Annotated in this window: 20 protein-coding genes and 1 tRNA gene; 10 read left to right on the top strand and 11 right to left on the bottom strand. The window is 62.3% G+C overall.

The window, feature by feature from the left end; genetic code table 11:
* Window positions 1-211: 211 nt before the first annotated feature.
* Both AC0VX3_RS20950 and AC0VX3_RS20945 read left to right on the top strand, forming a co-directional pair.
* Window positions 212-1,819: a bifunctional metallophosphatase/5'-nucleotidase gene (locus tag AC0VX3_RS20950; RefSeq protein ID WP_475522147.1), complete on the top strand. Its 1,608-nt coding sequence runs from the start codon at window positions 212-214 to the stop codon at window positions 1,817-1,819.
* A gap of 475 nt (window positions 1,820-2,294) precedes the next feature.
* A tRNA-Phe gene (locus tag AC0VX3_RS20945) sits at window positions 2,295-2,370 on the top strand.
* Window positions 2,371-2,649: 279 nt separating this feature from the next.
* On the opposite strand, the gene AC0VX3_RS20940 is transcribed toward AC0VX3_RS20945, so the two are convergent.
* The 5 genes from AC0VX3_RS20940 to AC0VX3_RS20920 all read right to left on the bottom strand — a co-directional run bounded on the left by AC0VX3_RS20940 (window position 2,650) and on the right by AC0VX3_RS20920 (window position 8,125).
* Entirely contained in the window at window positions 2,650-3,426 is a 777-nt protein-coding gene (locus AC0VX3_RS20940; protein WP_475522146.1) for an ABC transporter ATP-binding protein, read from the bottom strand.
* Entirely contained in the window at window positions 3,423-4,334 is a 912-nt protein-coding gene (locus tag AC0VX3_RS20935) for an ABC transporter ATP-binding protein (protein WP_475522145.1), read from the bottom strand. Before AC0VX3_RS20935 ends, AC0VX3_RS20940 begins: the two co-directional genes overlap by 4 nt.
* A gap of 2 nt (window positions 4,335-4,336) precedes the next feature.
* Window positions 4,337-5,263, bottom strand: a complete 927-nt coding sequence (locus tag AC0VX3_RS20930) for an ABC transporter permease (protein ID WP_475522144.1) — start codon at window positions 5,261-5,263, stop codon at window positions 4,337-4,339.
* Entirely contained in the window at window positions 5,263-6,324 is a 1,062-nt protein-coding gene (locus AC0VX3_RS20925; protein ID WP_475522143.1) for an ABC transporter permease, read from the bottom strand. Before AC0VX3_RS20925 ends, AC0VX3_RS20930 begins: the two co-directional genes overlap by 1 nt.
* 202 nt (window positions 6,325-6,526) lie before the next feature.
* Complete coding sequence (locus AC0VX3_RS20920) at window positions 6,527-8,125, bottom strand: ABC transporter substrate-binding protein (RefSeq protein ID WP_342894597.1); 1,599 nt, start codon at window positions 8,123-8,125, stop codon at window positions 6,527-6,529.
* Between the two features lie 214 nt (window positions 8,126-8,339).
* On the opposite strand from AC0VX3_RS20920, the gene AC0VX3_RS20915 reads away from it, so the two are divergent.
* Window positions 8,340-9,278 (top strand): LysR family transcriptional regulator, encoded by a 939-nt coding sequence (locus AC0VX3_RS20915; RefSeq protein ID WP_475522142.1) that lies wholly within the window; start codon window positions 8,340-8,342, stop codon window positions 9,276-9,278.
* 59 nt (window positions 9,279-9,337) lie between these two features.
* Here AC0VX3_RS20915 and AC0VX3_RS20910 read toward each other — a convergent pair whose 3' ends face one another.
* Window positions 9,338-10,822: an SLC13 family permease gene (locus AC0VX3_RS20910; protein ID WP_475522141.1), complete on the bottom strand. Its 1,485-nt coding sequence runs from the start codon at window positions 10,820-10,822 to the stop codon at window positions 9,338-9,340.
* A gap of 165 nt (window positions 10,823-10,987) precedes the next feature.
* Window positions 10,988-11,941, bottom strand: coding sequence for a LysR substrate-binding domain-containing protein (locus AC0VX3_RS20905; protein ID WP_475522140.1), 954 nt, complete (start codon window positions 11,939-11,941; stop codon window positions 10,988-10,990).
* A gap of 164 nt (window positions 11,942-12,105) precedes the next feature.
* On the opposite strand from AC0VX3_RS20905, the gene chvE reads away from it, so the two are divergent.
* The 7 genes from chvE (at window position 12,106) to AC0VX3_RS20870 (ending at window position 21,310) form a co-directional block, all read left to right on the top strand.
* Window positions 12,106-13,185 carry a multiple monosaccharide ABC transporter substrate-binding protein gene (gene chvE / locus AC0VX3_RS20900; protein WP_475522139.1) on the top strand — a complete coding sequence of 360 codons (1,080 nt, stop codon included), beginning with the start codon at window positions 12,106-12,108 and terminating at the stop codon, window positions 13,183-13,185.
* Between the two features lie 132 nt (window positions 13,186-13,317).
* Window positions 13,318-14,832, top strand: a complete 1,515-nt coding sequence (gene mmsA / locus AC0VX3_RS20895; RefSeq protein WP_475522138.1) for a multiple monosaccharide ABC transporter ATP-binding protein — start codon at window positions 13,318-13,320, stop codon at window positions 14,830-14,832.
* A 13-nt stretch (window positions 14,833-14,845) separates the two neighbouring features.
* The gene (mmsB, locus tag AC0VX3_RS20890) at window positions 14,846-16,090 is read left to right on the top strand and encodes a multiple monosaccharide ABC transporter permease (RefSeq protein WP_475522137.1); all 1,245 of its coding nucleotides are present in this window, start codon (window positions 14,846-14,848) and stop codon (window positions 16,088-16,090) included.
* Between the two features lie 4 nt (window positions 16,091-16,094).
* Window positions 16,095-17,105 carry an AraD1 family protein gene (araD1, locus tag AC0VX3_RS20885; protein WP_475522136.1) on the top strand — a complete coding sequence of 337 codons (1,011 nt, stop codon included), beginning with the start codon at window positions 16,095-16,097 and terminating at the stop codon, window positions 17,103-17,105.
* Between the two features lie 2 nt (window positions 17,106-17,107).
* Entirely contained in the window at window positions 17,108-18,850 is a 1,743-nt protein-coding gene (gene araD / locus AC0VX3_RS20880) for an L-arabinonate dehydratase (RefSeq protein ID WP_475522135.1), read from the top strand.
* Window positions 18,850-19,773, top strand: coding sequence for a Gfo/Idh/MocA family protein (locus tag AC0VX3_RS20875; protein ID WP_475522134.1), 924 nt, complete (start codon window positions 18,850-18,852; stop codon window positions 19,771-19,773). Before araD ends, AC0VX3_RS20875 begins: the two co-directional genes overlap by 1 nt.
* A 28-nt stretch (window positions 19,774-19,801) precedes the next feature.
* Window positions 19,802-21,310 carry an aldehyde dehydrogenase (NADP(+)) gene (locus AC0VX3_RS20870; protein ID WP_475522133.1) on the top strand — a complete coding sequence of 503 codons (1,509 nt, stop codon included), beginning with the start codon at window positions 19,802-19,804 and terminating at the stop codon, window positions 21,308-21,310.
* Between the two features lie 324 nt (window positions 21,311-21,634).
* On the opposite strand, the gene AC0VX3_RS20865 is transcribed toward AC0VX3_RS20870, so the two are convergent.
* The 4 genes from AC0VX3_RS20865 to AC0VX3_RS20850 are packed head-to-tail and all read right to left on the bottom strand — an operon-like array spanning window position 21,635 to window position 25,894.
* Window positions 21,635-22,354, bottom strand: coding sequence for a FadR/GntR family transcriptional regulator (locus AC0VX3_RS20865; RefSeq protein ID WP_342894608.1), 720 nt, complete (start codon window positions 22,352-22,354; stop codon window positions 21,635-21,637).
* Window positions 22,351-23,340 carry a galactofuranose ABC transporter, permease protein YjfF gene (gene yjfF / locus AC0VX3_RS20860; protein ID WP_475525217.1) on the bottom strand — a complete coding sequence of 330 codons (990 nt, stop codon included), beginning with the start codon at window positions 23,338-23,340 and terminating at the stop codon, window positions 22,351-22,353. The genes AC0VX3_RS20865 and yjfF overlap by 4 nt, the downstream gene beginning before the upstream one ends.
* Window positions 23,340-24,380 carry an ABC transporter permease gene (locus AC0VX3_RS20855; protein WP_475522132.1) on the bottom strand — a complete coding sequence of 347 codons (1,041 nt, stop codon included), beginning with the start codon at window positions 24,378-24,380 and terminating at the stop codon, window positions 23,340-23,342. The genes yjfF and AC0VX3_RS20855 overlap by 1 nt, the downstream gene beginning before the upstream one ends.
* Window positions 24,380-25,894: a sugar ABC transporter ATP-binding protein gene (locus AC0VX3_RS20850; protein WP_475522131.1), complete on the bottom strand. Its 1,515-nt coding sequence runs from the start codon at window positions 25,892-25,894 to the stop codon at window positions 24,380-24,382. Before AC0VX3_RS20850 ends, AC0VX3_RS20855 begins: the two co-directional genes overlap by 1 nt.
* Window positions 25,895-25,967 lie beyond the last annotated feature (73 nt).

Raw genomic sequence — 25,967 nt, 5'->3', positions numbered from 1 at the left:
CAGCTTTGCGTGTCCGGGCTCTTGCAGGTGTCACGAAACTGCACCAAGATCGGCTTATACCGGCGATCCTGACGTCAGCCATCAAGGGTGCAACCGGCATTTCGGCGCATCCTTGTGGTGGCGAAGCAGGGTCTGGAACAACACCGGGAGCCGGTGTCGGGTGGAGGTTCCTGGCGCGGCATCAGCAACCTATCCAAAGGGCGAGGGTCCGATGAACAAACGTATTCTGAGCGCCGCAGTGCTGTCTGTGAGCACGGCACTGTCGACGGCAGCCTATGCCGATTATTCCCTGACGATCCTGCATCTGAACGATCTTCATTCGCGCATCGAATCGATCAGCAAATACGATTCCACCTGTGACGCCGAGTCCGAAGCGGAGGGCAAGTGCTTCGGCGGGATCGCCCGGATCAAGTCCAAGCTCGACGAGCGCAGGGCTGCACTGGATGGTGAGGGGCGGAATGTTCTGGTCGTCGATGCGGGTGACCAGTTCCAGGGCTCGCTTTTCTACACGACATACAAGGGCGATGCCGCCGTCGAGTTTCTCAACGCCATGGACATCGACGTCATGGCCGTCGGCAACCATGAATTCGACGACGGGCCTGCGGGTCTCGCCGGTTTCATCGACAAGGCCGAATTTCCGGTCATTTCCGGCAACATCGACGTCGACGCTGAGGCAACGCTCAAGGGCAAGGTCCCCGGTGTCCTGATCCTGGAGAAGGGTGGTGAGAAGATCGGCATCGTCTCAGTGCTTGCAGAGGACACCGTTGACACGTCTTCGCCGGGCGATGACGTGCGCTTCATACGGGCCGAAGACTATCTCAAGGGCGCCGTCGAAGGCCTTGAGGCCGCCGGTGTCAACAAGATCGTCGCCCTGACCCACATGGGTCTGCCGCGCGACAAGGAAATTGCGGCGGCCGTTTCGGGCATTGACATGATTGTCGGTGGCCACTCCCACACGCTCCTGTCGAATACGCAGGAACGGGCGGAAGGTCCTTATCCGGTCATCGTCACCAACCCGGATGGCCAGGATGTGCCCATCGTGCAGGCCTATGCCTACGGCAAGTTCCTCGGCGAAGTCGACGTGACCTGGGACGATGACGGCAACCTGCTAGAGGCCAAGGGCGAGCCGATCCTGCTCGATGTCTCGGTCACGCCCGACGAGACCTTTCTGGCGCGTGTCAAGGAACTGGCGGCGCCGATCGAGGATCTGAAGGTCAAGGTTATCGGTTCTTCGGAGACCGCTATCGACGGTGACCGCGGCTCCTGCCGCGCAGGCGAATGCCAGATGGGCAATCTGGTGGCCGATGCGATGCTGGACCGTGTGAAAGCTCAAGGTGTTCAGATAGCGATCCAGAATGGCGGCGGCCTCAGAGCTTCGATTGATGCCGGTGAAGTTACGATGGGCGAGGTTCTCACTGTCCTGCCGTTCCAGAACACCCTGTCCACCTTTGAACTCAAGGGCGCGGACATTCTCACAGCTCTGGAAAACGGTGCCAGCCAGGTGGAAGAGGGCGCCGGCCGATTCTCGCAGGTTGCCGGGCTGAAATACAGCTTCGACGTGGCGAAACCTGCCGGCGAGCGCATCTCTGACGTGATGGTCCAGGAAGACGGCGGATTTGTGCCTCTGGATTCCGAGAAGGTCTACGGTGTCGTTTCCAACAACTACATGCGCGGTGGTGGCGACGGCTACGAGATCTTCGAGACAGCCGGCATGAACGCCTACGACTTCGGTCCCGATCTCGCCGAGGTGGTCTCCGAATACCTGGCGGTTAAGAACGGCTACACGCCCTATACCGACGACCGCATCACCGCGAAGTAACGGCGGGCGGACCGCCGCGATATCTGCAGGGCGCGCCGCATGCCGGCGCGCCTTTCTTTTTGACCAGAGGCTGGCAGCAACGGCGAGAGCCGCGGAACGTGTCGCAAGTGCATCCGCGCATTTCCGGAACGAGGCACTTGGGGCAATTCGGCACTTCTCCGGTGTCCCGGCATCGGTTCCTGTTTGTCGAGGGTTTATCAGGTCGTCATCGGCGGTTTTCACACTGTCCGGCGCCCCTGGCCGGTCCGGAGCATCATCGCCGGAGACCGCCCGGTTCCGCGGCATGCCCGGTCTGGCGTCGCCTTCAAAAAGCGTCGCTTTTTCAGTCACTTGCGGCGTCTCCGGGTTTTCAACAGATACGGAGGCGCCGAAAGGCAAAAAACTTTGCCGGGATGCTGGACAAGGCCGGAGCCAGCCTCTATAAGGACCGGGCTTTCAGCGAACGGGGCCTTGCTCCGGACTTTCCGCAAAGCGCGCCCAGATAGCTCAGTTGGTAGAGCAGCGGATTGAAAATCCGCGTGTCCGTGGTTCGAATCCGCGTCTGGGCACCACTTTTCCCTTTGCTGCATCGTTGTCCTTCAAAATGTTGAAGGGCATTTTTGTTTTCGGTGTTCTATCCCCTCGTGCCGGCGCGCGTCTCCCACGTCCGGGCAGGGTATGCATTGCGGTGGGTCATCCTGTCCGCGCTGCGCTCGAGAGCGCAGGCATCGCAGAGCTGGTCGACGTCCAGTGCCATCAGGCGGTCAGCGACGAAATCCAACATCCCGGCCAATGATTGCGCGTCCGGGGTCTCTGACAAAAGCGCGCAGGCTGCTGACACTTTGTGTCGCTTACGCAAATTCCTTGAACCCTTCCAGCGCCTTGCGATCATAGCCGTGCGAGGCTGTCCAGAGCTGGCGCGTGTAGTCATGGGCGACGTTGCCGGTGCGCAGTTGATCCTCGGTCATTTCCTCGACGACTTCGCCCCGGTTCATCACCGCAATCCGGCTGCACAGATGACCGACCACGGCCAGGTCGTGGCTGACCATGATGTAGGTAAGGCCGTGGGTCTTTCTGAGCGCGGAGAGAAGGTTGAGGATTTCCGCCTGAACCGAAACGTCCAGTGCGCTGGTCGGCTCGTCCAGCAGGATCACCCGGGGTTCCAGAATGAGGGCGCGGGCAATGGCCACGCGCTGGCGCTGGCCGCCGGAGAGCTGGTGCGGATATCGGAAACGGTATTCTGGTCCGAGCCCGACCTCGGAGAGGATCTTCAGGACCCGCTCCTCGCGCTTGTCCAGTCCGTGAATGGCCAGCGGCTCGCTCAAGGTGGCGTCGACCGTCCGGCGCGGGTGGAGGGAGCCGTAGGGGTCCTGGAACACCATCTGCATGTGCTTGCGCGATGCCGGCGTGCGCTTTTTCGCAAGTGGTTTGCCGTCGATACTTATGGTGCCGCTCCAGTGGGAATAGATGCCGACCATCGCCCTGAGGACGGTCGACTTTCCGGAGCCGGACTCGCCGACCAGGCCGTAGCTTTCGCCTTCTGCCACAGACAGCGTGAAGTTGCGGACGGCCCGAATCTGCTTTTGTCCGGTGCCGAACGTGATGCCGAAATTCTCGATCTCGATCATTGCTCAAAAACCCCGCCAACGTCACTCGGCTCGGTGAGCCAGGCCGGGTCCCGTTTGAGGACAGGCAAATCGTCATGCCTGCCGTCGAGGCGCGGCAGGCAGTTCAAGAGACCTTTTGTATAGGGATGACACGCTTCGTCCAGGCGCTTGGCATCGAGCGTTTCCATGATGCGCCCGCCATACATGACCAGCACCCGGTCGCAGAAGCTGGAGACGAGGTGCAGATCGTGGCTGATCAGCACGAGGCCCATGCCGCGTTCGCGCACCATGTCGTCGAGCAGCGACAGCACCTGCATCTGCACTGTCACATCCAGCGCGGAGGTCGGTTCGTCGGCGATCATCACTTCCGGATTGGTGATCAGCATCATGGCGATCATGATACGCTGGCCCATGCCGCCGGAGACCTGGTGCGGGTAGAGCGCATAGACCTTTTCCGGTTCGCGGATGCGGACCGTGTCGAGCATGGCAAGGGCACGTTTCTTCGCCTCGGCACGGGAGACCTTTTCGTGCTTCCGGCAGGACTCGGCGATCTGCGCGCCGACGGTCAGAACCGGGTTCAGCGAATATTTGGGATCCTGCATGATCATGGAGATGCGCGAGCCGCGGATGCTGCGCATGGTCCGGGCGTTTGCCTGCATCAGGTTCATGCCGCCGAACATCATCCTGTCGGCGTCGATGCGTCCGTTTCCTGCCGTCAATCGCAACAGGGCCCGCCCGGTCTGGGATTTGCCGGAGCCGGATTCGCCCACGATCCCGAGCCGCTCCCGGCCGAGATCGAAGCTCACACCACGCACCGCATGGACCGGTCCCTTGGGCGTGGAGAACCTGACGTGCAGGTCGCGGACCGAGATCAGCGGTTGCTCCTGTTTCGGGTTCGCATCAAAACCTGCCATCTTCATCTCGTTCATGGTCAGTGACCTCCCGAGCTGCGGGGGTCGAGCACATCGCGCAGGCCATCTCCCAGAAGGTTGAACCCGAGCGAGACAACGAGGATGGCGATGCCGGGAATGGTTGGAACCCACCACTGGTCCAGCAGGTAATCGCGACCGGAAGCGATCATTGCGCCCCACTCGGCGAGCGGCGGTTGCGCGCCGAGGCCCAGAAAGCCGAGGCCGGCAGCTGTCAGGATGATCCCGGCCATGTCCAGCGTCAACCGCACGATGGTCGAAGACAGACACATCGGCATGATATGGGCGAGCAGAATGCGAAGTTTCGAAGCGCCCATGATCTGCGCCGCCAGGATGTATTCGCTGTTGCGAAGGGTCAGCGTTTCCGCGCGGGCAAGGCGGGCATAGGGTGACCAGGTAGTCAATGCAATTGCCAGCACGGCGTTTTCAAGGCCCGGACCGAGCACGGCGACAAAGGCAAGCGCGAGTATCAGGCGCGGAAAGGCCAGGAAGATGTCGGTGATGCGCATCAGCGTGGCATCGACGGCGCCGCCCAGAAGGCCGGCCGTCATTCCGATGACCAGGCCGATGGGCATGACGATGATCGACACCAGAAAGATGATGTAGAGGGTCACACGCGAGCCCCAGACAATCCGGTCGTAGATGTCGCGGCCGAGTTCATCCGTCCCGAACCAGTGCTCCGCGCTCGGCGGGGCCAACCGGTTGGCGAGTTCCTGTGCCGTGCCGTCGCCGGACGTCAGAAGCGGCGCGAACAGAGCGACGAGACAGAGAAAAACCACGATGATCAGGCCGACCATCGCGATCGGGTTCGCCTTGAAGGACAGCCAGCTGATATAGGCGCGCTGGCAGCGGGCCTGAAGCGCGTTTTGAGGCGAATCCGCCAGCAGCCAGGACGATGTTGTCTTTTCGTTGAGTGCTTGTTGCGACATCATTTCGCCCTCGGATCGACGATGCGGTAGAGCATGTCGGACAACATGTTGATGAAGACGAAGGAAATGCCGACCACCAGCGTGCCGCCGATGACCGCGTTCATGTCTGCGTTGAAGAGCGAATTGGTTATGTACTGGCCGATGCCGGGCCAGGCGAACACGGTCTCGGTCAGGACGGAGCCTTCGAGCAGGCTCGCATAGGTCAGGCCGATGATGGTGATCAGCTGCACCATCACGTTGCGAAACGCGTGATACCAGATCACCGTGCCTTCGCCGAGGCCTTTCCCCCGCGCGGTCAGAACGTATTCCTGGTTGAGCTGGTCCAGCATGAAAGACCGCGTCATGCGGGAAATGTAGGCCAGCGAATAGATCGCCAGCATGGATGCGGGCAGGATGGCATGGGAGAGGGCGTTCTGAAACACGTCCCATTCTCCGGCCATCAACGCGTCGATCATGATGACGCCCGTCACCGGATCGACGATCCCGTCGTAGAAAAAATCGACCCTGCCGGGGCCGGCCACCCAGTCCAGCTTGGCATAGAAGATCAGCAGCGCGACCATGCCGAGCCAGAAGATCGGGATGGAGTGTCCGAGCAGGCCGATGACCCTGACTATATGGTCAATCAGCGTGCCCTGGCGCACGGCGGCGAGGACCCCGGCAGGGATGCCGATGATCATGCCGGCAATCGTGGCGATGGTGGCCAGTTCCAGGGTTGCCGGAAAGAAGCGCTTGATGTCTTCCAGGACCGGCTGTCCTGTCATCACCGAACTGCCGAAATCGCCGCGCAGGATATCTCCCAGAAAAATCAGGTACTGCTGCCAGATCGGCTTGTTGAGGCCGAGCTGGAGATACATGGCGTCGTAGACTTCCTTCGAGGCCCGGTCACCGACGATTGCCACCACCGGATCGTTCGGCATGATGCGTCCGATGATGAAGGTGATGGCCGTCAGACCGATGAAGGTGAGGCCCAGCATCACGATGCCGCCACCGATCGTTCGGGCAACGTCCAGATAGGGCTTGAAGTCCACCGCAGTTCGCGGGGGGACGGCGCTGTCGGTCATTTTGAGGTGCCTCTTGAGGGCTTGATTTGAAACGGCGCCAGTCCCGAATGACGTTGCAAGAATGATGAGGCGTTCCGCAAATCGGCAGATCCTGAAACACGCAAACCGCGCTCCCGCATTTGGTTTATGAAGGAGCGCGTTCTGCAAACCGTCGGCTGCCTGCGCTTTGTCGTCAGAACAACACAGGCAACCGGATCGGATCTTACTTGGTCACCGTACGGTAGTACGCCTGATCGGAGGTTACGCCGTTGACGAAACCCTCGACATTGGCCCGTTGCCCGAAGGTGCCGATCGCCTGGAACATGATGGTAAAGGCAGAGTCTTCCTGAACCATCTTCTGCAGCTTGGCATAAATTTCCTCGCGGACTTCCGGATCGGATTCAGCGGCTGCCTGGTCGGTGAGCTCGGTGAGACCCTCGGCCGGCCAGGCGTTGCGCCAGGTCAGCTTGCCGGTCAGTTTGGCTTCGAAAGCGTTGTCCGGATTGTGCGCGAAGGCATCGGCGTTGGAGTGCGGATCGGAGTAATCCGGACCCCAACGGGCAACGATCAGATCGTGCTTGCGGGCACGATATTTCGGCCAAAGTGTCGCTCCGTCAGACAGAATGATCTCGGAGTCGATACCGAGTTCCTTGAGGCTTGCCTGAACGCTCTGGGCGACTTCGGAGAAGGGCGACTTGTTCAGGGTGTCGATGGTGATCTTCGTGCCCGGCTCAAGGCCGGCATCGGCGATCAGCGCTTTCGCCTTTTCCATGTTTTGGCTGTAGGGCGTGTCGGTTGCGGCAGCCCACATGCCGGACGGCCAGAAGTTCTGGTGGATCTTGTACTGGCCGTCGAGGAAGGACCCGACCATGCCGTCGTAATCGACCATGTATTTCAGCGCTTCACGGACTTCCGGCTTCGACAGGACCGGGTGCTCCATGTTGGTCGCCAGGTACATCAGGTATCCCTTGGGATAGCTTTCCGCCGAGACGTCCGTGTTGTCGGAGATCGCTTTGAGCTGATCTGCCGTGAGTTCCATGGCGGCGTCAACATCGCCCTTTTCCAGCAGCAGACGCTGTGCGGACGGTTCGGCCACATGCCGGATCACGACACGCTCCATTGCCGGCTTGCCCTGCCGGTAATCGTCAAAAGCCTCGAGCATGACAACTTCGTTGGCTTTCCAGGTCTTCAGCTTGTAGGGGCCGGAACCGGCGGAATGATCCTTCAGCCAGGCATAACCCATGTCACCGTCAACTTCGTGTGCCTGGACTTCCTTCATGTCGACGATGTTGGCGACACCGGCGGACAAGAGGTTCAGAACGAGCGCGGGCGACAGGTCGGACAGGATGTTGATTTCAACGGTGGTGTCATCGATGGCAACGATGGCTTCGTCGACATTTTCAGGTGTCCAGCCGATCTGCTTGATGATGAAGGCCGGCGTCTTGTCCAGTTTGATGGCGCGGCCGAGGGAATAAACCACGTCCGCGGATGTCAACGGGTTGCCGGAGTGGAATGTCTGGCCCGGACGCAGCTTGACGGTGATCTTCTTGCCGTCCTCGGAAAACGTGTAGGACTCGGCAATGCCGCCGACCAGCTTGGTCAGATTGTCCGGCTCGAACTGGAACAGCCGTTCGTACAGGTTGGCAACAATACGTCCACCGGTGAATTCGAAGGTTTCCGCCGGATCGAGCGTGATGGCGTCTGCGGTATTGCGCGCGATCACGAATGTGTCGGCGGGTGTCTCGGCTGCCACTGGAAACGCTACGGAAGTAGCAAGAAGCGCAGCGAGTGAAGCGCTTTTCAACGTAGGTGTGAGTTTCACGATCATTCCCCCTTTGGAATAAATCAGGTGATCAAAACGCCAGTGTGAACCGGCTGCAACGTGTGCGGCCTGCTTCGTTCACCGAGCAAGAGGTCCGCACCTGACGGAAAAGCTTATATCGACTGATTGAATTCGACCAACAGCCTTGTTATGCATAATTTGCATATAATTTGACGCTGCTTAGTTTTTTTGCAAATGCCTTGAGGGAATCCACTTGGACACGAACTGGCTGACGGACTTTCTGGTTCTGAGCAAAAAGGGAAATTTCTCCCAGGCCGCGAACGAGCGCAACATCACTCAGTCCGCGTTCAGCAGGCGCATCAAGGCGCTTGAGATATGGTTGGGCACGGAGCTGTTCGACCGCAGCAGCTATCCCGTCACACTTACCGCTGAGGGTGAGACCTTTCTTGGAACCGCTCAAAACATTCTAAGGGAGCTGGATCTTAACCGGGCTGAGTTCCAGCGGCGCAGCGCGGCGTCCACTCCTGACCTGCGCCTGGCGGCGTCCACGTCCCTTGCGCTCAGTTTCGTGACTGACTGGCTGGGGCAGATCCGGGAGGCCTGCGGCGTGTTTTCGGTATCGATCGATACCTACGATTTCTTCGAAATGATCGAATTGCTGGACGAGCGCAAGATGGACCTCGTCGTCCTGTACTACAAGCCGGAAGCTTCGACATTTTTTGAGCATCAGGCGTTCGATGCGCTCAAATTGGGCGAAGACGCTATGCATCTTTGTACTGCGCTCGATGCCGAAGGCCGCCCCGCCTATGATGTCGACAACCCGCCGCGCGGTGGGCTGGAGTATATCGGTTATGGCCAGACAGGCTATTTTTCCAAGATCGAGGACCTGATCTTTGCCGGCATGACGCCGCAGGATCCGACGTTCGTATGCACCTCGCAAAGCGGGACCTGCGAGTTCATGAAACGCCTGGCCGTCATGGAGCAGAAGATGCTCTGGTTGCCGGCCTGCAGCGCACACGAGGCGGTAAAGTCCGGGCAACTTGCCCTGGCCGGCGACGGCAGATACGACACCAGCCTGGAGATCTGGGTCTACAAGAAACGCGACGCGCCGTCCCCGTTGGTTCAGAAGATCTGGACGCATCTGAAATCCAACCCGGAAACCGGGCATCTGGAGAAGTACCGGCTGCGATGAAGCCAAGCGCGCGGCTTTTCCATTTTGCACCTGTCATGAAGTGATACCGCCCCGAGGCCTCAATTCCCGGTCACCAGTGTCATGAGTGCGATCACCGCGACGGCTGCAAGGTTCACCAGAAAGCCGGCTCGCATCATCTGGGGGATGCTGACCTGTCCGGTGCCGAAAACGATGGCGTTCGGGGGTGTCGCCACGGGCAGCATGAAGGCGCAGGAGGCGGCGAGAGCGGCGGGCGCGGCCAGGAACATTGGATCGAGTCCGGCGGTTACGGCGACCGCGCCGACCACGGGAAGGAACGCCGCCGTTGTCGCCGTGTTGCTGGTGAGTTCGGTCAGAAAGATGACCAGCACCGACACGGCAATGACCAGCGCGAACACCGGCCAGGTGGCGAAAAAGGCGAGGCCGTTGCCGATCCAGATGGCAAGACCCGTGTTGTCCACCGCCTGGGCGAGGCTGAGGCCGCCGCCGAACAGGATGAGGATCTCCCAGGGGGCCCGCTTCGCCCAGTTCCAGTCGAGCAGAAAAACACGCGCCCGATTTCCCGACGGGATCACGAAAAGAAGCAGTGCCCCGGAAATCGCGATGCCGGCATCGTGCAGACTGACCGGGCCGAGCCAGCCGGCAATCAGGGGGTTGAAGATCCACAGGGCGGCAACGAGCGCGAACACAGCCGCGACCCGTATTTCGGGAACGCTCACCGGCCCCATCTTGTCCAGTTCCTGCCGGATGACCTGCCGGCCCGCGTGCGTCGACGTGCCGTCGAGGTGAAACACGACCCTGGTGAGCAGGAGCCAGGTCAGCGGCAGCAACACCAGTGCGACCGGGAGCCCGACCGCCATCCACTCGGCGAAGCCGATGTGAACGCCGTGCCGCTGTTCCATGTAGGCAGCCAGAAGCGCATTCGGTGGTGAGCCGACCAGGGTCGCCAGACCGCCGATCGACGCCGAGTAGGCGACCGCGAGCAGGAGCGCGGTGGAGATGCCGGATTTCCGGGGCTGCCCGACCTCGCTTGCGGCGCCGCTGCTGCCTTCGGCCGGTTCCTGGGTGACGACCGATATCAGGGAGACGGCCAGCGGCATCATCATCATGGCCGTCGCCGTGTTGCTGATCCACATGCTCAGGAAGGCGGTTGCCGCCATCACGCCGCCGACGAGCGCGGACGGGCTGTCGCCGACGGCCGACAGGATATGCAGTGCGATGCGCCGGTGCAGGTTCCAGCGTTGCAGCGCCAAGGAGAGCAGGAAACCGCCGAGAAACAGGAAGATCAGCGGATTGGCGAAGGGGGCAGCGGTGCGGCCGAAATCGAAGATGCCGAACAGCGGAAAGAACACCAGCGGCAACAGGGCCGTCGCGGCAACGGGCAAGGCTTCGGTTGCCCACCAGATCGCCATCCAGACGGCGATCGCGGCGGTTGCCCAGCCGTGAAAGCTCAGGCCGGCCGGAACGGGCAGTATCAGCATCGCCAGCGCCGCGGCCGGACCGGCCGCCATGCCCACCAGACTGTAGCCCTTCAACACAGTCTGCCCCTGGCCGTGTTCATTCATGTCCTTGTCTGTTTCCTTTGTCGCGGCGACACAGCCCATTTTCGCCGATGTCTGCCCACAGGATCGACCGTGTCCTCATGGGATACGGTATACGCACCGCCCCTGCACAGCCATGCGCAACATCAAACCCGGCAGGAGCGCCACCGGCCGGCTGGTCTTGCAGCCTCACGCGCCATCCTGTCCGCCGACCGCGCGCAGCACTTCCCGGGCGACCGTCTGGGCCACTGGTGTCAGTATCTGGCCCTGGCGCGTGAGGAAGGAATAGGTTTCGACCGACAGGTGCAGATCGCTCTGAATCTCGATGAGCGAGCCGGGAGCGCCGTCCGGACTCTCGGCGAAACTTCTTGCAACGGACTGGGCCACAGGGGCAATGGCATTGGTGCGCTGGACGGTTGCCAGGGTGAACAGGAAGGACGAGGTGGTCAACACCCGGCTTGGTTGGTTCAATCCCTTTTCTCGCAGCGCCTGCTCCGCCGACAACCGGATCGGCGCGCCGACCGGCGGCAGAACCCAGTCGAATCCGAGCAGAGCCTCGGCAGGGATTGGTGTTCCGGCCCGCGTCAGCGGATGGCCGATGCGGGCGACGATGCTGGCGGGCTCGCGCAGCAGCGGCCGTTCCTGAAAAAGGCCCGGATCCGCCTCCACCGGCACCCGGCTCAGGGAAAAATCCAGCCGTCCGTCCTCCAGTTTGGGCGCGAGATCCCGGCTGGGGGCGACATCGACGGAAATCGAAATGTCCGGGTAGCTGAGACGGATATGGCGCAATGCGGGCAGGATGTATTCGATGGCCGGTCCGGTCACCGAACCGATGCTGACATGCCCGCTCTGGCCCGACTTGTGCTGCTCGATATCGCGGCCGGCATCGCCGAATTCCTGCAGGATGCGGACACAGCGGTCGGCCAGCTTCCGGCCCACGTCTGTCAGCTCGATGCCTCGGCCGCTGCGCACGTAGAGGTTGGCCTCGGTGATGCGTTCGATCTCTGAAATCAGCCGGGAGGCCGCCGGCTGGGTCATGCCGAGTGACCGCGCGGCGTCGGTCAGCCGGCTTTGCACGGCCAGTTCGCCAAGCAGCCGCAGATGGGAGATTTTCAGGCCGCGCCGCAGCAGGTCCAGGCTCATGTCAGGTCCCTCGAGCAGACTTGTTCATATCAATTCAGGTATGAAATGATAATGAATAATAATTTGACGGTCATGTAATATTTCTCCCATTTGTGGGCCGGCATCGTTGAAATCATGCCTGAAACTGACATGAGGCCGGTGGGGAACCGGCCCGGGAGGAAAAAATGAAGATTGTTTCCAAGACGCTGGTCGCGGTCGCGGCTGCAGCAACGCTTGTGTCGGGTGTTGCCCTGTCCGGTGCGGCTCTGGCCCAGGACAAGGGCACCATCGGCATCGCCATGCCGACCAAATCCTCGGCACGCTGGATTTCCGACGGCAATTCCATGGTCGAGCAGTTCACCGAAGCCGGTTACACCACCGATCTTCAATACGCCGAAGACGATATTCCGAACCAGCTTGCGCAGATCGAGAACATGATCACCAAGGGCGCCGATGTGCTGGTGATCGCGGCGATCGACGGCACCACGCTGTCGAATGCGCTTGAGAACGCGGCTGCGGCCGGCATCAAGGTCATTGCCTATGATCGCCTGATCCGCGACAGCGGCGATGTCGACTACTATGCGACCTTCGACAACTTCAAGGTCGGCGTGCAGCAGGCAACGTCTCTCGTGGGCGGCCTGAAGGCACGTTTCGGCGACGGACCGTATAACGTCGAACTCTTCGGCGGCTCGCCGGACGACAACAATGCCTATTTCTTCTATGACGGCGCGATGTCCGTCCTGCAGCCCCTGATCGACGATGGCAGCATCGTCATCCAGTCCGGTCAGACCGGCATGGACACGGTCGGCACCCTGCGCTGGGATGGCGCGGTCGCCCAGTCCCGCATGGACAACCTCCTTTCGGCCCACTACACCGACAAGACCCTGCACGGCGCGCTCAGCCCCTATGACGGCCTGTCCATCGGCATCCTGTCGTCCCTGAAGGGCGTCGGTTACGGCTCCGGCGACCAGAAGATGCCGATCGTCACCGGTCAGGACGCGGAAGTCCCGTCCGTGAAATCCATTCTGGCGGGCGAGCAGTATTCCACCGTCTTCAAGGACACCCGCGAGCTGGCCCGCGTGACCGTTGGCATGGTCGATGCGCTGCTGGAAGGCGGAGAGCCGGAAATCAACGACACCAAGACCTACAACAACGGCGTCAAGGTGGTGCCTTCCTACCTGCTGGAGCCGGTCGCGGTCGATGCCGGAAACTGGGAAGAGATCCTGATCGGCAGCGGTTACTACACGGCTGACCAGGTCAAATAAACACCCTCCCGAGGGGCGCCTCCCGCCCGCATATTGTCCCTTTCCCACCCGTGCAGACCCGGGAAGGAAAGGGGCACGTCCGGCCCGCCGGACCTGCGGGCGGATCTTTTTTCGGAATTCGGAGATCTGGCCATGGCCCTCCTGTCCATGCAGAACATCAGCAAGACCTTTCCGGGCGTGAAGGCGCTCGACCGGGTCAGCCTGGATGTCCAAAAAGGCGAGATCCACGCCGTCGTCGGCGAGAACGGCGCGGGAAAATCCACGCTCATGAAGGTCCTGTCGGGCGTCTATCCCCACGGCGACTATGACGGGGAGATCCTGTTCGACGGCAAACCTGCCCGGTTTTCCGGCATCTCGGACAGCGAAAAACAGGGCATCATCATCATTCATCAGGAACTGGCGCTGGTGCCGCAGCTGTCGATCGCCGAAAACATCTTTCTCGGCAACGAATGCGCGAAACAAGGCGTCATCGACTGGCGCGAGACCAACCGGCGCACCGGCGAACTTCTCGCCAAGGTCGGCCTCGCCGAAGCACCGACCACCAGGGTCGACAGCATCGGCGTCGGCAAGCAGCAACTGGTTGAAATCGCAAAGGCCCTGTCCAAGGACGTCAAGCTGCTGATCCTGGACGAGCCGACCGCGGCGCTTCAGGAAAACGACAGCCGCAAGCTGCTGGACCTGATGCTCGAACTCAAGGAGCAGGGCGTCACCAGCATCATCATTTCGCACAAGCTGAACGAGGTCCGCTACGTGGCCGACAGCGTGACGGTCATCCGCGACGGAACGGCCGTGTCGAAACTGGACGCCAGGGCCGGTCTCAGCGAGGACATCATTGTTCGCGACATGGTCGGCCGGGACATGACCCACCGGTTTCCCGATCACAGGCGCACGCCCGGCAACATGCTTCTGGAGGTCGAGGGCTGGAATGTCTGGCATCCCGAACACGCCGAGCGCCAGGTCATCCGTGATGCGTGCTTCAATGTGCGCGCCGGAGAAGTCGTCGGCATTGCGGGACTGATGGGCTCCGGCCGGACAGAACTGGCGATGTCCATTTTCGGCCGTTCCTACGGCCGCAACATTTCCGGCAGCGTCAGACTGCACGGCAAGCCGGTCGATGTGAGCACCGTCGACAGAGCGATTGCGGCCGGGATTTCCTACGTCACCGAGGACCGCAAGGCTCTCGGGCTGGTGCTCGACGAAACCATCCGGTTCAACACCACGCTTGCCAATCTGGACGGCGTCTCCTCCGGCTCCGTGCTGAAGCGCAACGAGGAAACGAAAGTCGCCGAACGATACCGCGAGGCGCTGGCCATCCGGACGCCGTCGGTGTTCCAGAAGACGGTCAATCTCTCCGGGGGCAACCAGCAAAAGGTGGTCCTGGCGAAATGGCTGTTCACCGCGCCGGAAGTGCTGATCCTGGACGAGCCGACACGGGGCATCGATGTCGGCGCCAAATATGAAATCTACACCATCATCAACGACCTCGCCGACCAGGGCAAGGCCGTGCTGATGATCTCGTCGGAAATGCCGGAACTGCTCGGCATGTGCGACCGGATCTACGTCATGAACGAAGGGGCCCTTGTCGGCGAACTGTCGGCCGGCGACGCGAGCCAGGAGCGCATCATGTCGCTCATCGTCAACGAGTGAAAGAGTGAAGCCCATGGAACTGGCTGACAACGACACCAAAGCGGCTCCGGCCGCAAGGACCAAGGGCATCGGTGCCTATATCTCCACGCATCTTCGCCAATACGGCCTGCTGTTCGCACTGATTGCGGTGATGCTCTTCTTCCAGATCGTCACCGACGGCACCTTGCTGCGCGCGGTGAACGTCACCAATCTGCTGCTGCAGAATTCCTACATTATCATCATGGCGCTCGGCATGCTTGTGGTGATCGTCTCCGGCAATATCGACCTCTCCGTCGGCTCGGTGATGGGCTTCATCGGCGCCCTGGCCGCCGTCATGATCGTGCAGTTCGATCTGCCGGTGCTTGTCACGATCCTCACCTGCCTTGTTGCCGGGGGGATCATCGGGGCCGCCCAGGGCTACTGGGTTGCCTACTGGAAGATCCCGTCCTTCATCGTCACGCTCGCCGGCATGCTGCTGTTTCGCGGCCTGTCGCTGTGGCTGCTGGAAGGCCAGTCGGTCGGCCCGTTCCCGAAGGAGTTCCAGGTTCTGGCCACCGGTTTCGTGCCGGACATCTTTCCGGCCGCGCTGGGCCAATGGCTGGCGGAGATCTTCGGCGCCCGCAAGGTCAATGTCCTGGCACTGGCGACCGGATTTGCCGCAGCCGCCCTCGTGGTCTGGATCGGCCTTCGCCAGCGGGCAGAGAACAAGTCCTACGGCATCGAGGACGAGCCGAAGAGCTTCTTCGTCGCCCGCACCGTCATCATCGCCGCAGCGCTGATCTTCGTCATGTACAAGCTGTCCCTGTTCCGGGGCCTGCCGAACGTGCTGATCACGATGGGTGTCCTGACGGTGATCTACGCCTTCATCACGGAGACCACTACCGTGGGGCGGCGCATCTACGCGCTGGGCGGCAATCAGAAGGCTGCCAAGCTGTCCGGCATCAAGACCGAGCGTCTGACCTTCCTGGCCTTCACCAACATGGGTGTGCTCGCGGCAGCGGCCGGTCTGGTGTTCGCGGCCCGTCTCAACACGGCGACGCCGAAGGCGGGATTTGCGCTCGAACTCGACGTGATCGCGGCGGTGTTCATCGGTGGGGCGTCCATGTCCGGCGGGGTTGGTACCATCATCGGTGCCGTGGTCGGAGCCTTCCTGATGGGCGTGCTCAACAACGGCATGTCGATCATGGGCATCGGCATCGATTTTCAGCAGATGATCAAGGGCCTGGTTCTGCTCGCCGCCGTGATATTCAACGTCTACAACAAGACCAAGCAGGGGTAAGAGGATGCTGATTTCCCAGATACTGGATGACGCCGGCAAGCTGGCTGTCGTCGTCCGCGATGGCAGTGAAGCCTGTATTTTGAAAGGCGTTGCCTCAAGCTACGACCTGGTGCAGGAAGCAATAAGCAGGGGCGCGAGCCTGACGGAGTGCATTCGTGGCCACGATCTGGGGGCGGCGGTCGATCTGGAAAAGCTGGCCGCCGAGGGCCGCCTGCTGTTGCCGGTCGCTCATCCCGATGCCGCGCATCTGCATCTGACCGGCACCGGCCTGACCCATCTGGGCTCCGCGGCTACCCGCGATGCCATGCACGCCAAGGCCGAGACCGGAGCCGCCGCCGCGGAAGAGCCACAGGTCACGGACAGCATGAAGATGTTCCGCATGGGGCTTGAGGGCGGGCGGCCTGAAAGTGGCAAACCCGGCGTGCAGCCGGAGTGGTTCTACAAGGGCAACGGCACTTGCGCGGTCGCGCCCGGTGGCGATCTGGTCAGTCCCGGCTTTTGCGAGGACGGCGGCGAGGAGCCGGAAATCGCCGGGATCTATGTGATTGCCGGGGACGGCACGCCGGTCCGCGTCGGCTTTGCGCTCGCCAACGAATTTTCCGATCACGTGATGGAGCGCCAGAATTATCTCTTTCTGGCGCATTCCAAGCTGCGCCCGGCATCCTTCGGTCCGGAACTGCTGGTCGGCGACCTGCCTGCGGACATCCACGGGACCAGCCGGATCCACCGGGACGGTGCCGTCCTGTGGGAAAAGCCGTTCCTGTCAGGCGAAGCCAACATGTCACACACGCTGGCCAATCTGGAGCACCACCATTTCAAATACGGGGTCTTCTGCCAGCCGGGCGATGTCCACGTCCACATGTTCGGCACCGCGACCCTGTCCTTTGCCGACGGTATTTCCTGCCGGGACGGTGACGAGGTCGAGATTTCCGCTCCGGGCTTCGGCGTTCCCCTCAGGAACCGCCTGGTGTTCAGGCCCGCGCAATCGGCAACCGTTCAGGTGAAGGTGCTTTAACGATGGTTTTCAAGCCGGCACACTGGCCGCGCAAGCTGCGCTCGGCCGAGTGGTTCGGCGGCACCAGCCGCGACCACATCTACCACCGCAGCTGGATGAAGAACCAGGGTCTGCCGGACGACATGTTCGATGGCCGCCCGGTGATCGGCATCTGCAACACCTGGTCCCAGTTGACTCCCTGCAACGGTCACCTGAGGGATCTTGCGGAACGCGTCCGCCACGGCATCTACGAGGCCGGCGGTTTTCCCGTCGAGTTTCCGGTGTTCTCGACAGGAGAAAGCACGCTTCGTCCGACGGCGATGATGTTCCGCAACCTCGCCTCGATGGACGTGGAAGAGGCCATTCGCGGAACGCCGCTGGATGGCGTCGTCCTGCTGGTCGGCTGCGACAAGACCACGCCGTCGCTGCTGATGGGGGCCGCCTCGGTCGACCTGCCGGCGATCGTGGTCACCGGCGGGCCGATGCTGAACGGCTGGTTCCAGGGCGAGCGGGTCGGCTCGGGTACCCATCTTTGGAAATTCTCCGAGGCGGTGAAAGCCGGGGAGATGACCCAGGAGGAATTCCTGGAGGCGGAAGCGGCCATGAGCCGGTCGCCGGGGTCCTGCAACACCATGGGCACGGCCTCGACCATGGCCTCCATGGCGGAGGCACTCGGCATGGCGCTGTCCGGCAATGCCGCCATTCCGGCCGTCGACAGCCGCCGCCGCGTCATGGCGCATCTGTCGGGCCGGCGGATCGTGCAGATGGTCAAGGACGACCTGAAACCGTCGGATATCCTGACCCGGCAGGCCTTCGAGAACGCGGTGCGCACCAACGGCGCCATCGGCGGGTCGACCAATGCGGTCATCCACCTGCTGGCGATTGCCGGCAGGGTCGGCGTGGATCTGTCGCTGGAAGACTGGGACCGGCTTGGCCGCGACATTCCGACCATCGTCAACCTGATGCCGTCGGGCGAATATCTCATGGAGGAGTTCTTCTATGCCGGAGGGCTGCCCGTTGTGATCAAACGCCTCGGCGAAGCGGGTCTGCTCAACAAGGACGCCATCACGGTGGCCGGCGAGCCGATCTGGGATCAGGTCAAGGGCGCCCGCAATTGGAACGAAGAGGTCATCCTTCCGGTCGAAAGTGCCCTGACGCAACAAGGCGGCATCGCGGTCCTGAAGGGCAATCTGGCGCCGGGCGGCGCGGTGTTGAAGCCGTCCGCCGCATCGCCGCACCTCCTGTGCCATCGGGGCAGGGCGGTCGTCTTCGAGGACATCGACGACTACAAGGCCCGCATCGATGACGATGCCCTCGACATTGACGAGACCTGCATCATGGTGCTGAAGAATTGCGGACCCAAGGGCTATCCCGGCATGTCCGAGGTCGGCAACATGGGCCTGCCGCCGAAGGTGCTCAAAAAAGGCATCACCGACATGGTCCGCATCTCCGACGCGCGCATGTCCGGCACGGCCTATGGCACGGTTGTTCTGCACACCTCACCGGAAGCCGCTGCCGGCGGGCCTCTGGCCGTGGTGCGCACGGGCGACATGATCGTGCTCGACGTTCCGAACAGGAAGCTCCACCTGGAGATTTCGGAGAAGGACCTTGCCCGCAGGCTTGAAGACTGGAGCCCGTCCCACCACGTTCCGGACAGTGGTTACGCACGCCTGTTCCACGATCATGTGCAAGGTGCCGACACCGGTGCCGACTTCGACTTCCTGAAAGGCTGCCGCGGCTCGGCGGTGCCAAAGGACTCTCACTGATGGCTGAAAAACTGGCGCTGGTGGGCATCGGCAAGATTGCCCGCGACCAGCATATTCCCGCAATCGCAGGCAATCCGGACTGGTCGCTCGAGGCGGCGGTCAGCCGCCACGCCGCCGTCGACGGCATCGACAATTTCGCCACGCTGGACGATGTTCTCGAAAACCGACCGGACATCGGCACCATATCTCTGGCCATCCCGCCCCAACCCAGGTTCGATTATGCCGCCAGGGCCTTGAAGGCAGGCAAGCATGTCATGCTGGAAAAGCCGCCGGGCCAGAGCCTCGCGGAATGTTTCACCCTTGAAGCGCTGGCGCGTGAACACGGCGTCACGCTCTTCGCCACCTGGCATTCGCGTTATGCGGACAGCGTTCCGAGGCTGAAGGCCTGGCTGGCGGAGCGTCGGCTCAAGCGCTTGAAGATCACCTGGAAGGAAGATGTCCGCCGCTGGCATCCGGGCCAGGAGTGGATCTGGGAGCCGGGCGGCATGGGCGTCTTCGATCCGGGCATCAACGCGCTGTCTATCCTGACGGAAATCCTGCCCTACTCGGTGCATGTCAGTCGGGCTCTCCTGGAATTTCCGGAAAACAGGGCGACGCCGATCGCTGCGCAGCTCACTTTTGCAGATCCCGGCGGAGCGGACATGAGCGCCGAATTCGACTGGCGCCAGCAGGGTCCGCAGACCTGGGACATCGAAATGGAGACCGACCGGGGCTCCGCAAAGCTGTCAATGGGCGGTGAGTGGCTTGAGATCGACGGCGCGACCGTTATACAAGGGAGCAACCACGAATACGCCAACCTGTATGCTCGCATGGCGGACCTGGTGCGCACTGGCGGAAGCGATGTCGATCTGTCGCCGATGATCCATGTCTGCGATGCCTTTTCGCTGGGACGGCGTGTCACCACGGATGCGTTCGAATTCTAATCCGGTTTTAATTTCTAGAAGGTTTGTCATGACATTTATGCCCCACGGAAAGCAGCTTGTTGCAGGTCAATGGATTGGCAGCGACCAGACATTCAAGTCAGAACCGGCACATGGTGCGGCCCACACCTTTTCGGCCGGCACCCCGGATCAGGTCGACGCCGCTTGCCGGGCAGCAGAGGAAGCCTTCTGGAGCTACGGGTATTCCTCCAGCGAGGACCGGGCGAAGTTCCTGAACGCGATCGCCGACGAAATCGAGGCGCGCGCCGAGGCGATCACGGCCATCGGCACGTCCGAGACCGGTCTTCCCGAAGCCCGCCTCCAGGGCGAGCGCGGCCGCACCACCGGCCAGCTCCGTCTGTTCGCCAGCCATATCCTGAAAGGCGACTACCTGGACCGGCGCCACGACGAGGCCCTGCCGGACCGGCAGCCCCTGCCGCGCCCGGACCTGAAGCTGGTCCAGCGGCCGATCGGACCGGTCGCCGTCTTCGGCGCGTCCAACTTCCCGCTCGCCTTTTCCACCGCCGGCGGCGACACCGCCTCGGCACTGGCCGCCGGCTGTCCGGTGGTGGTCCGTGGCCATCCGGCCCATCCGGGCACCGGTGAAATTGTCGCCGAGGCTATTGCCGCCGCCGTCAAGTCCTGCGGTCTGCACCCGGGCGTGTTCTCCTTCATCCAGGGCAGCGGCTACGAGGTCGGCCAGGCGCTGGTCCAGCATCCCCTGATTACGGCTGTCGGTTTCACCGGCTCCCTGCGCGGCGGGCGCGCCCTGTTCGACATGTGCGCGCAGCGCGAGGTCCCGATCCCGTTCTTCGGCGAGCTGGGCTCGGTCAATCCGATGTTCGTTCTGCCCGTGGCTGCGGGTGCGCGCGGCGAGGCGATGGCCAAGGGATGGGCAGGATCGCTGACCATGGGGGCAGGGCAGTTCTGCACCAATCCGGGCGTTGTTCTGGTCCTCGACGGACCGGACGCGGATGCGTTCATCGCCGCAGCGAAGGAGGCACTTGCCGGGATGGGCGCGCAGACAATGCTCACCGACGGCATCGCCGAGGCCTTCCGGTCCGGCAGCCGAAAGGTGTCCGGTTCGACCGGCGTGCGCGAGCTGATCGGCACGTCCTGCGAAACCCGGGAAGCCGCGCCGTATCTGTTCGAGACCACCGGCGAAGCCTGGTTGGCCGACGAGGAACTCGGCGAGGAGGTTTTCGGTCCCCTGGGCATCGTGGTGCGCGTCAGGGACGAGGCACAACTCTTGGAAATCGCCAAGGGGCTGGAAGGTCAGCTCACCTGCACGCTGCAGATGGATGACGGCGACACGGCTGCTGCCCGGCGCTTGATGCCGATCCTGGAACGCAAGGCTGGCCGCGTGCTGGCCAATGCCTTCCCGACCGGTGTCGAGGTCGCCGATGCCATGGTGCATGGCGGACCTTATCCGGCGTCGACCAATTTTGGCGCCACCTCCGTTGGAACCCTCGCCATCCGCCGCTTCCTGCGGCCGGTCTGCTACCAGAACATCCCGGACGCCTTGCTTCCGGTAAACTGAGGCGGCGTCAGTCGAATATCACAACCAGAGCATCGGACGTTCAAGCAACGCCCGATGCTCTAACACTCAGAAATCGATCAGCGGACAGTCAGCCATTGCAGACTGATCGTCCGCTGATCTGACCTCATCCTGAGATGCCGCTCAGGCGGCATCTCGTAGGAGGGCGGCGGCTGAGCGGAATACGCGTTTTCAGACACCCCAGGGCCTGCCGCACGTTGGATTGGATCCCCGCTCGGAGGCGGGGAAGGTTCTGTGGGTGGGGCAGGGGTTTCGTTCAAGACCGAGGTGTGTCTTCCCGGAGAGGCCCGGCGCCGTGCGCAGAAATCAGACGTTCAGCTCGATCTTCCGCCCGGCCAGTATGACCGCCTCCATCGCCTCATAAGCGCCCCTGGCGTCACCCGCCTTGATCGCGGTGACGATGGCCCTGTGACGTTCGACGAATTCACGGGTTTCCTGATCGTTGCGCTCGTTGGCCTCCGCGATGAACAGCGAATAGAGCGCGGCCTGCACGAGATCACCGAGAGACTGCAGGAACCGGTTGCCGGACAGTTTCAAAATCATCTTGTGAAATTCCAGATCCGCGACCGCGACCGCGGCCCGGTCCTTGCCCGTGGCGAGATTGTCGCACAGTTTCGAAAGAGCGGTGCATTCGGCGTCGGACGCCCTCCTGGCCGCGCTGCTGGCGGCGGCGGGCTCGAAGATCAGCCGGATTTCGAACAGGTCCTCCAGGAACGGGCGCTGGTTGTTGAGCGCCGCGTGCCAGCGCAGCACGTCGGGATCGAACATGTTCCATTCCGATGCCGGACGCACATGGGTGCCCACCTTGGCCTTCGACTGGATCAGGCCCTTGGCGATCAGGGTCTTCTTCGCCTCGCGCACGACGGTGCGCGACACGGCGAACATTTCCGAAATATCCGGGTCGAGAGGGATCATCGTTTCCGGCGGATACTCGCCGGCAACAATGGCCCTGCCAATCTGCTCGACAACCTGATCGGTGTGATTGCCGGTCTGGCTGCCCAATCCGCCGGTGGCGACGAAAGTCATGATTGCGCGGCGAACTCTGGCGCTGGTTTTCTGCGCAGTGTCGTTGCCCAAGTGAGACCCTTCTGAAGCAGGATGAAGCCGAACAGCAGACCGCCAATCACAATTTTGGTCCACCAGCTCGACAATGTGCCATCGAAAACGATAAAGGTTTGTATCAACCCCATGATCAAAATGCCAAAGAATGTGCCGGCGACAAAACCGGTGCCGCCGGTCAGCAGCGTGCCGCCGATCACCACCGCGGCAATGGCATCCAGCTCGACACCGACGGTGGCGAGCGAATAGCCCGCGGAAGTGTAGAGCGAGAACACGATCCCGGCGAGACCGGCAAGGCCTCCCGAAGTGGCGTAGATGCCGATCGTTGTCCTGGCGACCGGCACCCCCATCAGACGTGCGGTCTGCAACCCGCCGCCGATGGCATAGACATTCTGGCCGAAGCGGGTCCGGTGCGCGGCAATGATCCCCCCCAGGAATGTCAGCAGCATGATCAGCCCGATCAGCCGGAAGCGCCCGCCGCCCGGGGCCTTCCAGTAGAGCGACTGCAGCGTGTCGTAGAATTCATGGGTGATGGGAACGCTGTCCGTCGACAGCACATAGGCCGCGCCGCGCGCCAGGAACATGCCCGCCAGCGTGACGATGAAGGGCGGCATTTCCAGATAATGGATCATGGCGCCCATGGCCGCGCCGAACGAGATCGTGATCGCAAGGATCAGCGCGAAGGCAGGGAGCGGGTGGATCGAGGTTTCGCGCAGGATAACCGCGAGAAACACGCCGGTGAAGGCGATCACGGACCCGACCGAGAGGTCGATGCCACCCGACAGGATCACGAAGGTCATGCCGACCGCGGCAATGCCCAGAAAGGCGTTGTCCGTCAGAAGGTTGGCCACGACCCGTGTCGACAGCATCGTCGGATACTGCCAGGCGCACAGCGTGTAGGCCAGCAGGAAGGTGGCAATGGTGATCAGCAGGGGCAGATGGGTTGAGCGGATCATTGCGGGCTTTCTTTGGCTTGGCTTATGGATCCGGGGGGCTGGGGGTCGGCCGAGGCGCGCAGGATATAGAGCGCGTGTTTGACCGTCGGAGACTGGATCACCAGGATTGCGATGATGATCAGCGCCTTGATGACGAGGTTGAACTCGGGCGGCATGCCGGACAGCAGGATGACCGAATTGACCGACTGGATGATCAGGGCGCCGAGGAGCGAGGCGATGATGGAGAAGCGTCCGCCCAGCAGGGAATTGCCGCCGATGACCACCGCCAGAATGGCGTCCAGCTCCAGCCACAGGCCGGCATTGTTGGCATCCGCGCCCTTGATGTCCGCAGCCACGATGACCCCGGCCAGCGCAGCGCAGACGCCGGATATCAGATAGACCGAAACGATCAGCACCCGGCTGTTGATGCCGGCCAGGCGCGACGAACTCTCATTGATGCCGATCGCCTCGATCAGCATCCCGAGGGCCGTCTTGCGCACGGCGGCGGTCACGATCAGTCCGAGGCCGATCCAGATCAGGATCGGCGTCGGAATGCCGACGACGGTGCCCGCCCCCAGATGGATCAGGCCCGGATTGACGAAGGTCAGGATGGTGCCTTCGGTGACGAGTTGGGCGATGCCCCGTCCGGCCACCATCAGCACCAGGGTCGCCACGATCGGCTGGATGCGCAGAACCGCGACGAGGACGCCGTTCCAGGCCCCGCAGAGCGCGCCCGCGCAAACCGCGCCCAGAAGCGCGACGTGCCATTCGTGGCCTTCGACGACAAGCGATGCGGCCACGGCACCGGCAATAGCCATGACCGCCCCGACCGACAGGTCAATGCCTTTCGTCGCGATGACGAGGGTCATGCCGATGCACAGCAGCGCGGTCGGCGCCCCCCGGTTGAGCACGTCGATCAGGTTGCCGAACAGGCGGCCGTTCTGGAATTCGATCCGGAAGAAGTCCGGAAAGACCAGAAAATTCAACAACAGGATACAGCCCAGAATGACAAGTTGCGGCATGATGCGCCTGAGCATGGAATGAAGCTGGCTCGTCATCAGACCACCTCCGCCACGGGTTCGTCGGCAATCGCCGAGACAATACCGGCGGTGGTGATTTCCTCGCCTCTCAGCTCCTTCACCTGGCGCCGGTCGCGCAGCACCACGACCCGTGTGGAATAGGCGACCAGTTCTTCCAGTTCGGAAGAGGCCACCAGGAGTGCGAGACCGTCCTCGCGCAGCCGCTCGATCAGGGCGATGATTTCCGCATGGGCGCCGACATCGATGCCGCGCGTCGGTTCGTCCAGGATCAGGAATGCGGGGTTGGTCGCCAGCCAGCGGGCCAGGAGGGCCTTCTGCTGGTTGCCGCCGGACAGAAGCCGGATGGGCATGTCGAGGCTGGCAAGGCGAATGTCGAGCGCCTTGACGTAGGCGTCCGCCAGGTCGTTGATCTTGGCCTTCGGCAATGGCCGGAACCAGCCCTGCCGCGCCTGCAGCGCCAGAATGATGTTCTCGCGTACGGACAGATCGCCGACGATGCCGTCGTTCTTGCGGTCCTCCGGGCAGAGCGCAAAGCGGTGTCCGACCGCGTCCCGTGGGTTTTTCAGGCTGATCCTGCGGCCTTCCAGCAGAGCTTCGCCCTGATCGGCCTGGATGGCACCGAAGATCAGGTTGGCGGTTTCCGTGCGGCCGGAGCCCAACAGTCCGGCAAGGCCGACAACCTCGCCTTTGCGCACGGTCAGGCCGAAGGGCTCGATGACCCCGCGGCGGCCGTAATTCCTCAGATCCACCAGCACGTCGCCGGCTTCCGAAGGCGCCCGGTCCTGGACGCGTGCTTCCAGTTGCCGGCCGAGCATCAGGGTGACGATCTCGGTCTGGGTGGTGTCCTTGAGCTGCCGCGTCCCGATCATGCGGCCGTTCCTGAGAATGGTGGCGCGGTCGGAGATTTCGAACACCTGATCGAGAAAATGCGTGATGAAGACGATGGCGAGCCCGCGCGCCTTCAGCTTTTCGATCACCGAAAACACCAGATCCACCTCGTCCCTGTCGAGACTTGCGGTCGGCTCGTCCAGGATCAGCACCTTGCCCGACAATTCGACCGCCCGCGCGATGGCGATCACCTGCTGAACCGCGACCGAATAGGACGACAGCGGCTCGGCGGGATTGATCTTCAAGCCGAATTGCGCCAGCAGATCGCCGGCCATCGCCAGCATCCTGCGTTGGGAAATGAAACCACGCCGCATGGGCTGGCGGCCGAGAAAGAGGTTCTCCGCGACGCTCAGGTTCGGCAGCAGGTTGACCTCCTGGTAGACCGTTCCGATGCCCAGCTTCTGGCTTTCCTGGGTGCTGTTCGGAGAAATCTCACGGGTATCCAGCATGATTGTGCCGCCGTCGCGCCGATAGGCTCCGGTCAGGCATTTGATCAGGGTGGATTTACCGGCACCATTCTCGCCGAGCAGCGCATGAACTTCACCCGGGTAAAGGGTCAGGTCCACCGCATCAAGGGCAATGGCCCCTGGGAAAAACTTGGATATGCCCTTGCACTCAAGCAAAGGGCCCGTCGAACGTGCCATGGAATGGCATCCCCCCGAGAACAGTCTCTTGAAGTCTTTCGAGGTGCCGGGCGGTCGGGCCGCCCGGCACCGG

This window comes from Roseibium sp. QJM3NY_11 (assembly GCF_056173175.1).
The sequence above is the reverse complement of the archived record's forward strand: the minus strand, read 5'-3'. Positions and strand labels throughout refer to the sequence as shown.

What these genes read in the sequence shown, in the direction of transcription:
- mmsB (WP_475522137.1), top strand. Translation starts at nt 14,846, where the DNA reads ATGGAACTGGCTGACAACGACACCAAAGCGGCTCCGGCCGCAAGGACC.
- mmsA (WP_475522138.1), top strand. Translation starts at nt 13,318, where the DNA reads ATGGCCCTCCTGTCCATGCAGAACATCAGCAAGACCTTTCCGGGCGTG.
- AC0VX3_RS20875 (WP_475522134.1), top strand. Translation starts at nt 18,850, where the DNA reads ATGGCTGAAAAACTGGCGCTGGTGGGCATCGGCAAGATTGCCCGCGAC.
- AC0VX3_RS20870 (WP_475522133.1), top strand. Translation starts at nt 19,802, where the DNA reads ATGACATTTATGCCCCACGGAAAGCAGCTTGTTGCAGGTCAATGGATT.
- AC0VX3_RS20850 (WP_475522131.1), bottom strand. Translation starts at nt 25,894, where the DNA reads ATGGCACGTTCGACGGGCCCTTTGCTTGAGTGCAAGGGCATATCCAAG.
- AC0VX3_RS20905 (WP_475522140.1), bottom strand. Translation starts at nt 11,941, where the DNA reads ATGAGCCTGGACCTGCTGCGGCGCGGCCTGAAAATCTCCCATCTGCGG.
- AC0VX3_RS20935 (WP_475522145.1), bottom strand. Translation starts at nt 4,334, where the DNA reads ATGAACGAGATGAAGATGGCAGGTTTTGATGCGAACCCGAAACAGGAG.
- AC0VX3_RS20910 (WP_475522141.1), bottom strand. Translation starts at nt 10,822, where the DNA reads ATGAATGAACACGGCCAGGGGCAGACTGTGTTGAAGGGCTACAGTCTG.
- AC0VX3_RS20865 (WP_342894608.1), bottom strand. Translation starts at nt 22,354, where the DNA reads ATGACTTTCGTCGCCACCGGCGGATTGGGCAGCCAGACCGGCAATCAC.
- AC0VX3_RS20940 (WP_475522146.1), bottom strand. Translation starts at nt 3,426, where the DNA reads ATGATCGAGATCGAGAATTTCGGCATCACGTTCGGCACCGGACAAAAG.
- araD1 (WP_475522136.1), top strand. Translation starts at nt 16,095, where the DNA reads ATGCTGATTTCCCAGATACTGGATGACGCCGGCAAGCTGGCTGTCGTC.
- chvE (WP_475522139.1), top strand. Translation starts at nt 12,106, where the DNA reads ATGAAGATTGTTTCCAAGACGCTGGTCGCGGTCGCGGCTGCAGCAACG.
- AC0VX3_RS20855 (WP_475522132.1), bottom strand. Translation starts at nt 24,380, where the DNA reads ATGACGAGCCAGCTTCATTCCATGCTCAGGCGCATCATGCCGCAACTT.
- araD (WP_475522135.1), top strand. Translation starts at nt 17,108, where the DNA reads ATGGTTTTCAAGCCGGCACACTGGCCGCGCAAGCTGCGCTCGGCCGAG.
- AC0VX3_RS20930 (WP_475522144.1), bottom strand. Translation starts at nt 5,263, where the DNA reads ATGTCGCAACAAGCACTCAACGAAAAGACAACATCGTCCTGGCTGCTG.
- AC0VX3_RS20950 (WP_475522147.1), top strand. Translation starts at nt 212, where the DNA reads ATGAACAAACGTATTCTGAGCGCCGCAGTGCTGTCTGTGAGCACGGCA.
- AC0VX3_RS20925 (WP_475522143.1), bottom strand. Translation starts at nt 6,324, where the DNA reads ATGACCGACAGCGCCGTCCCCCCGCGAACTGCGGTGGACTTCAAGCCC.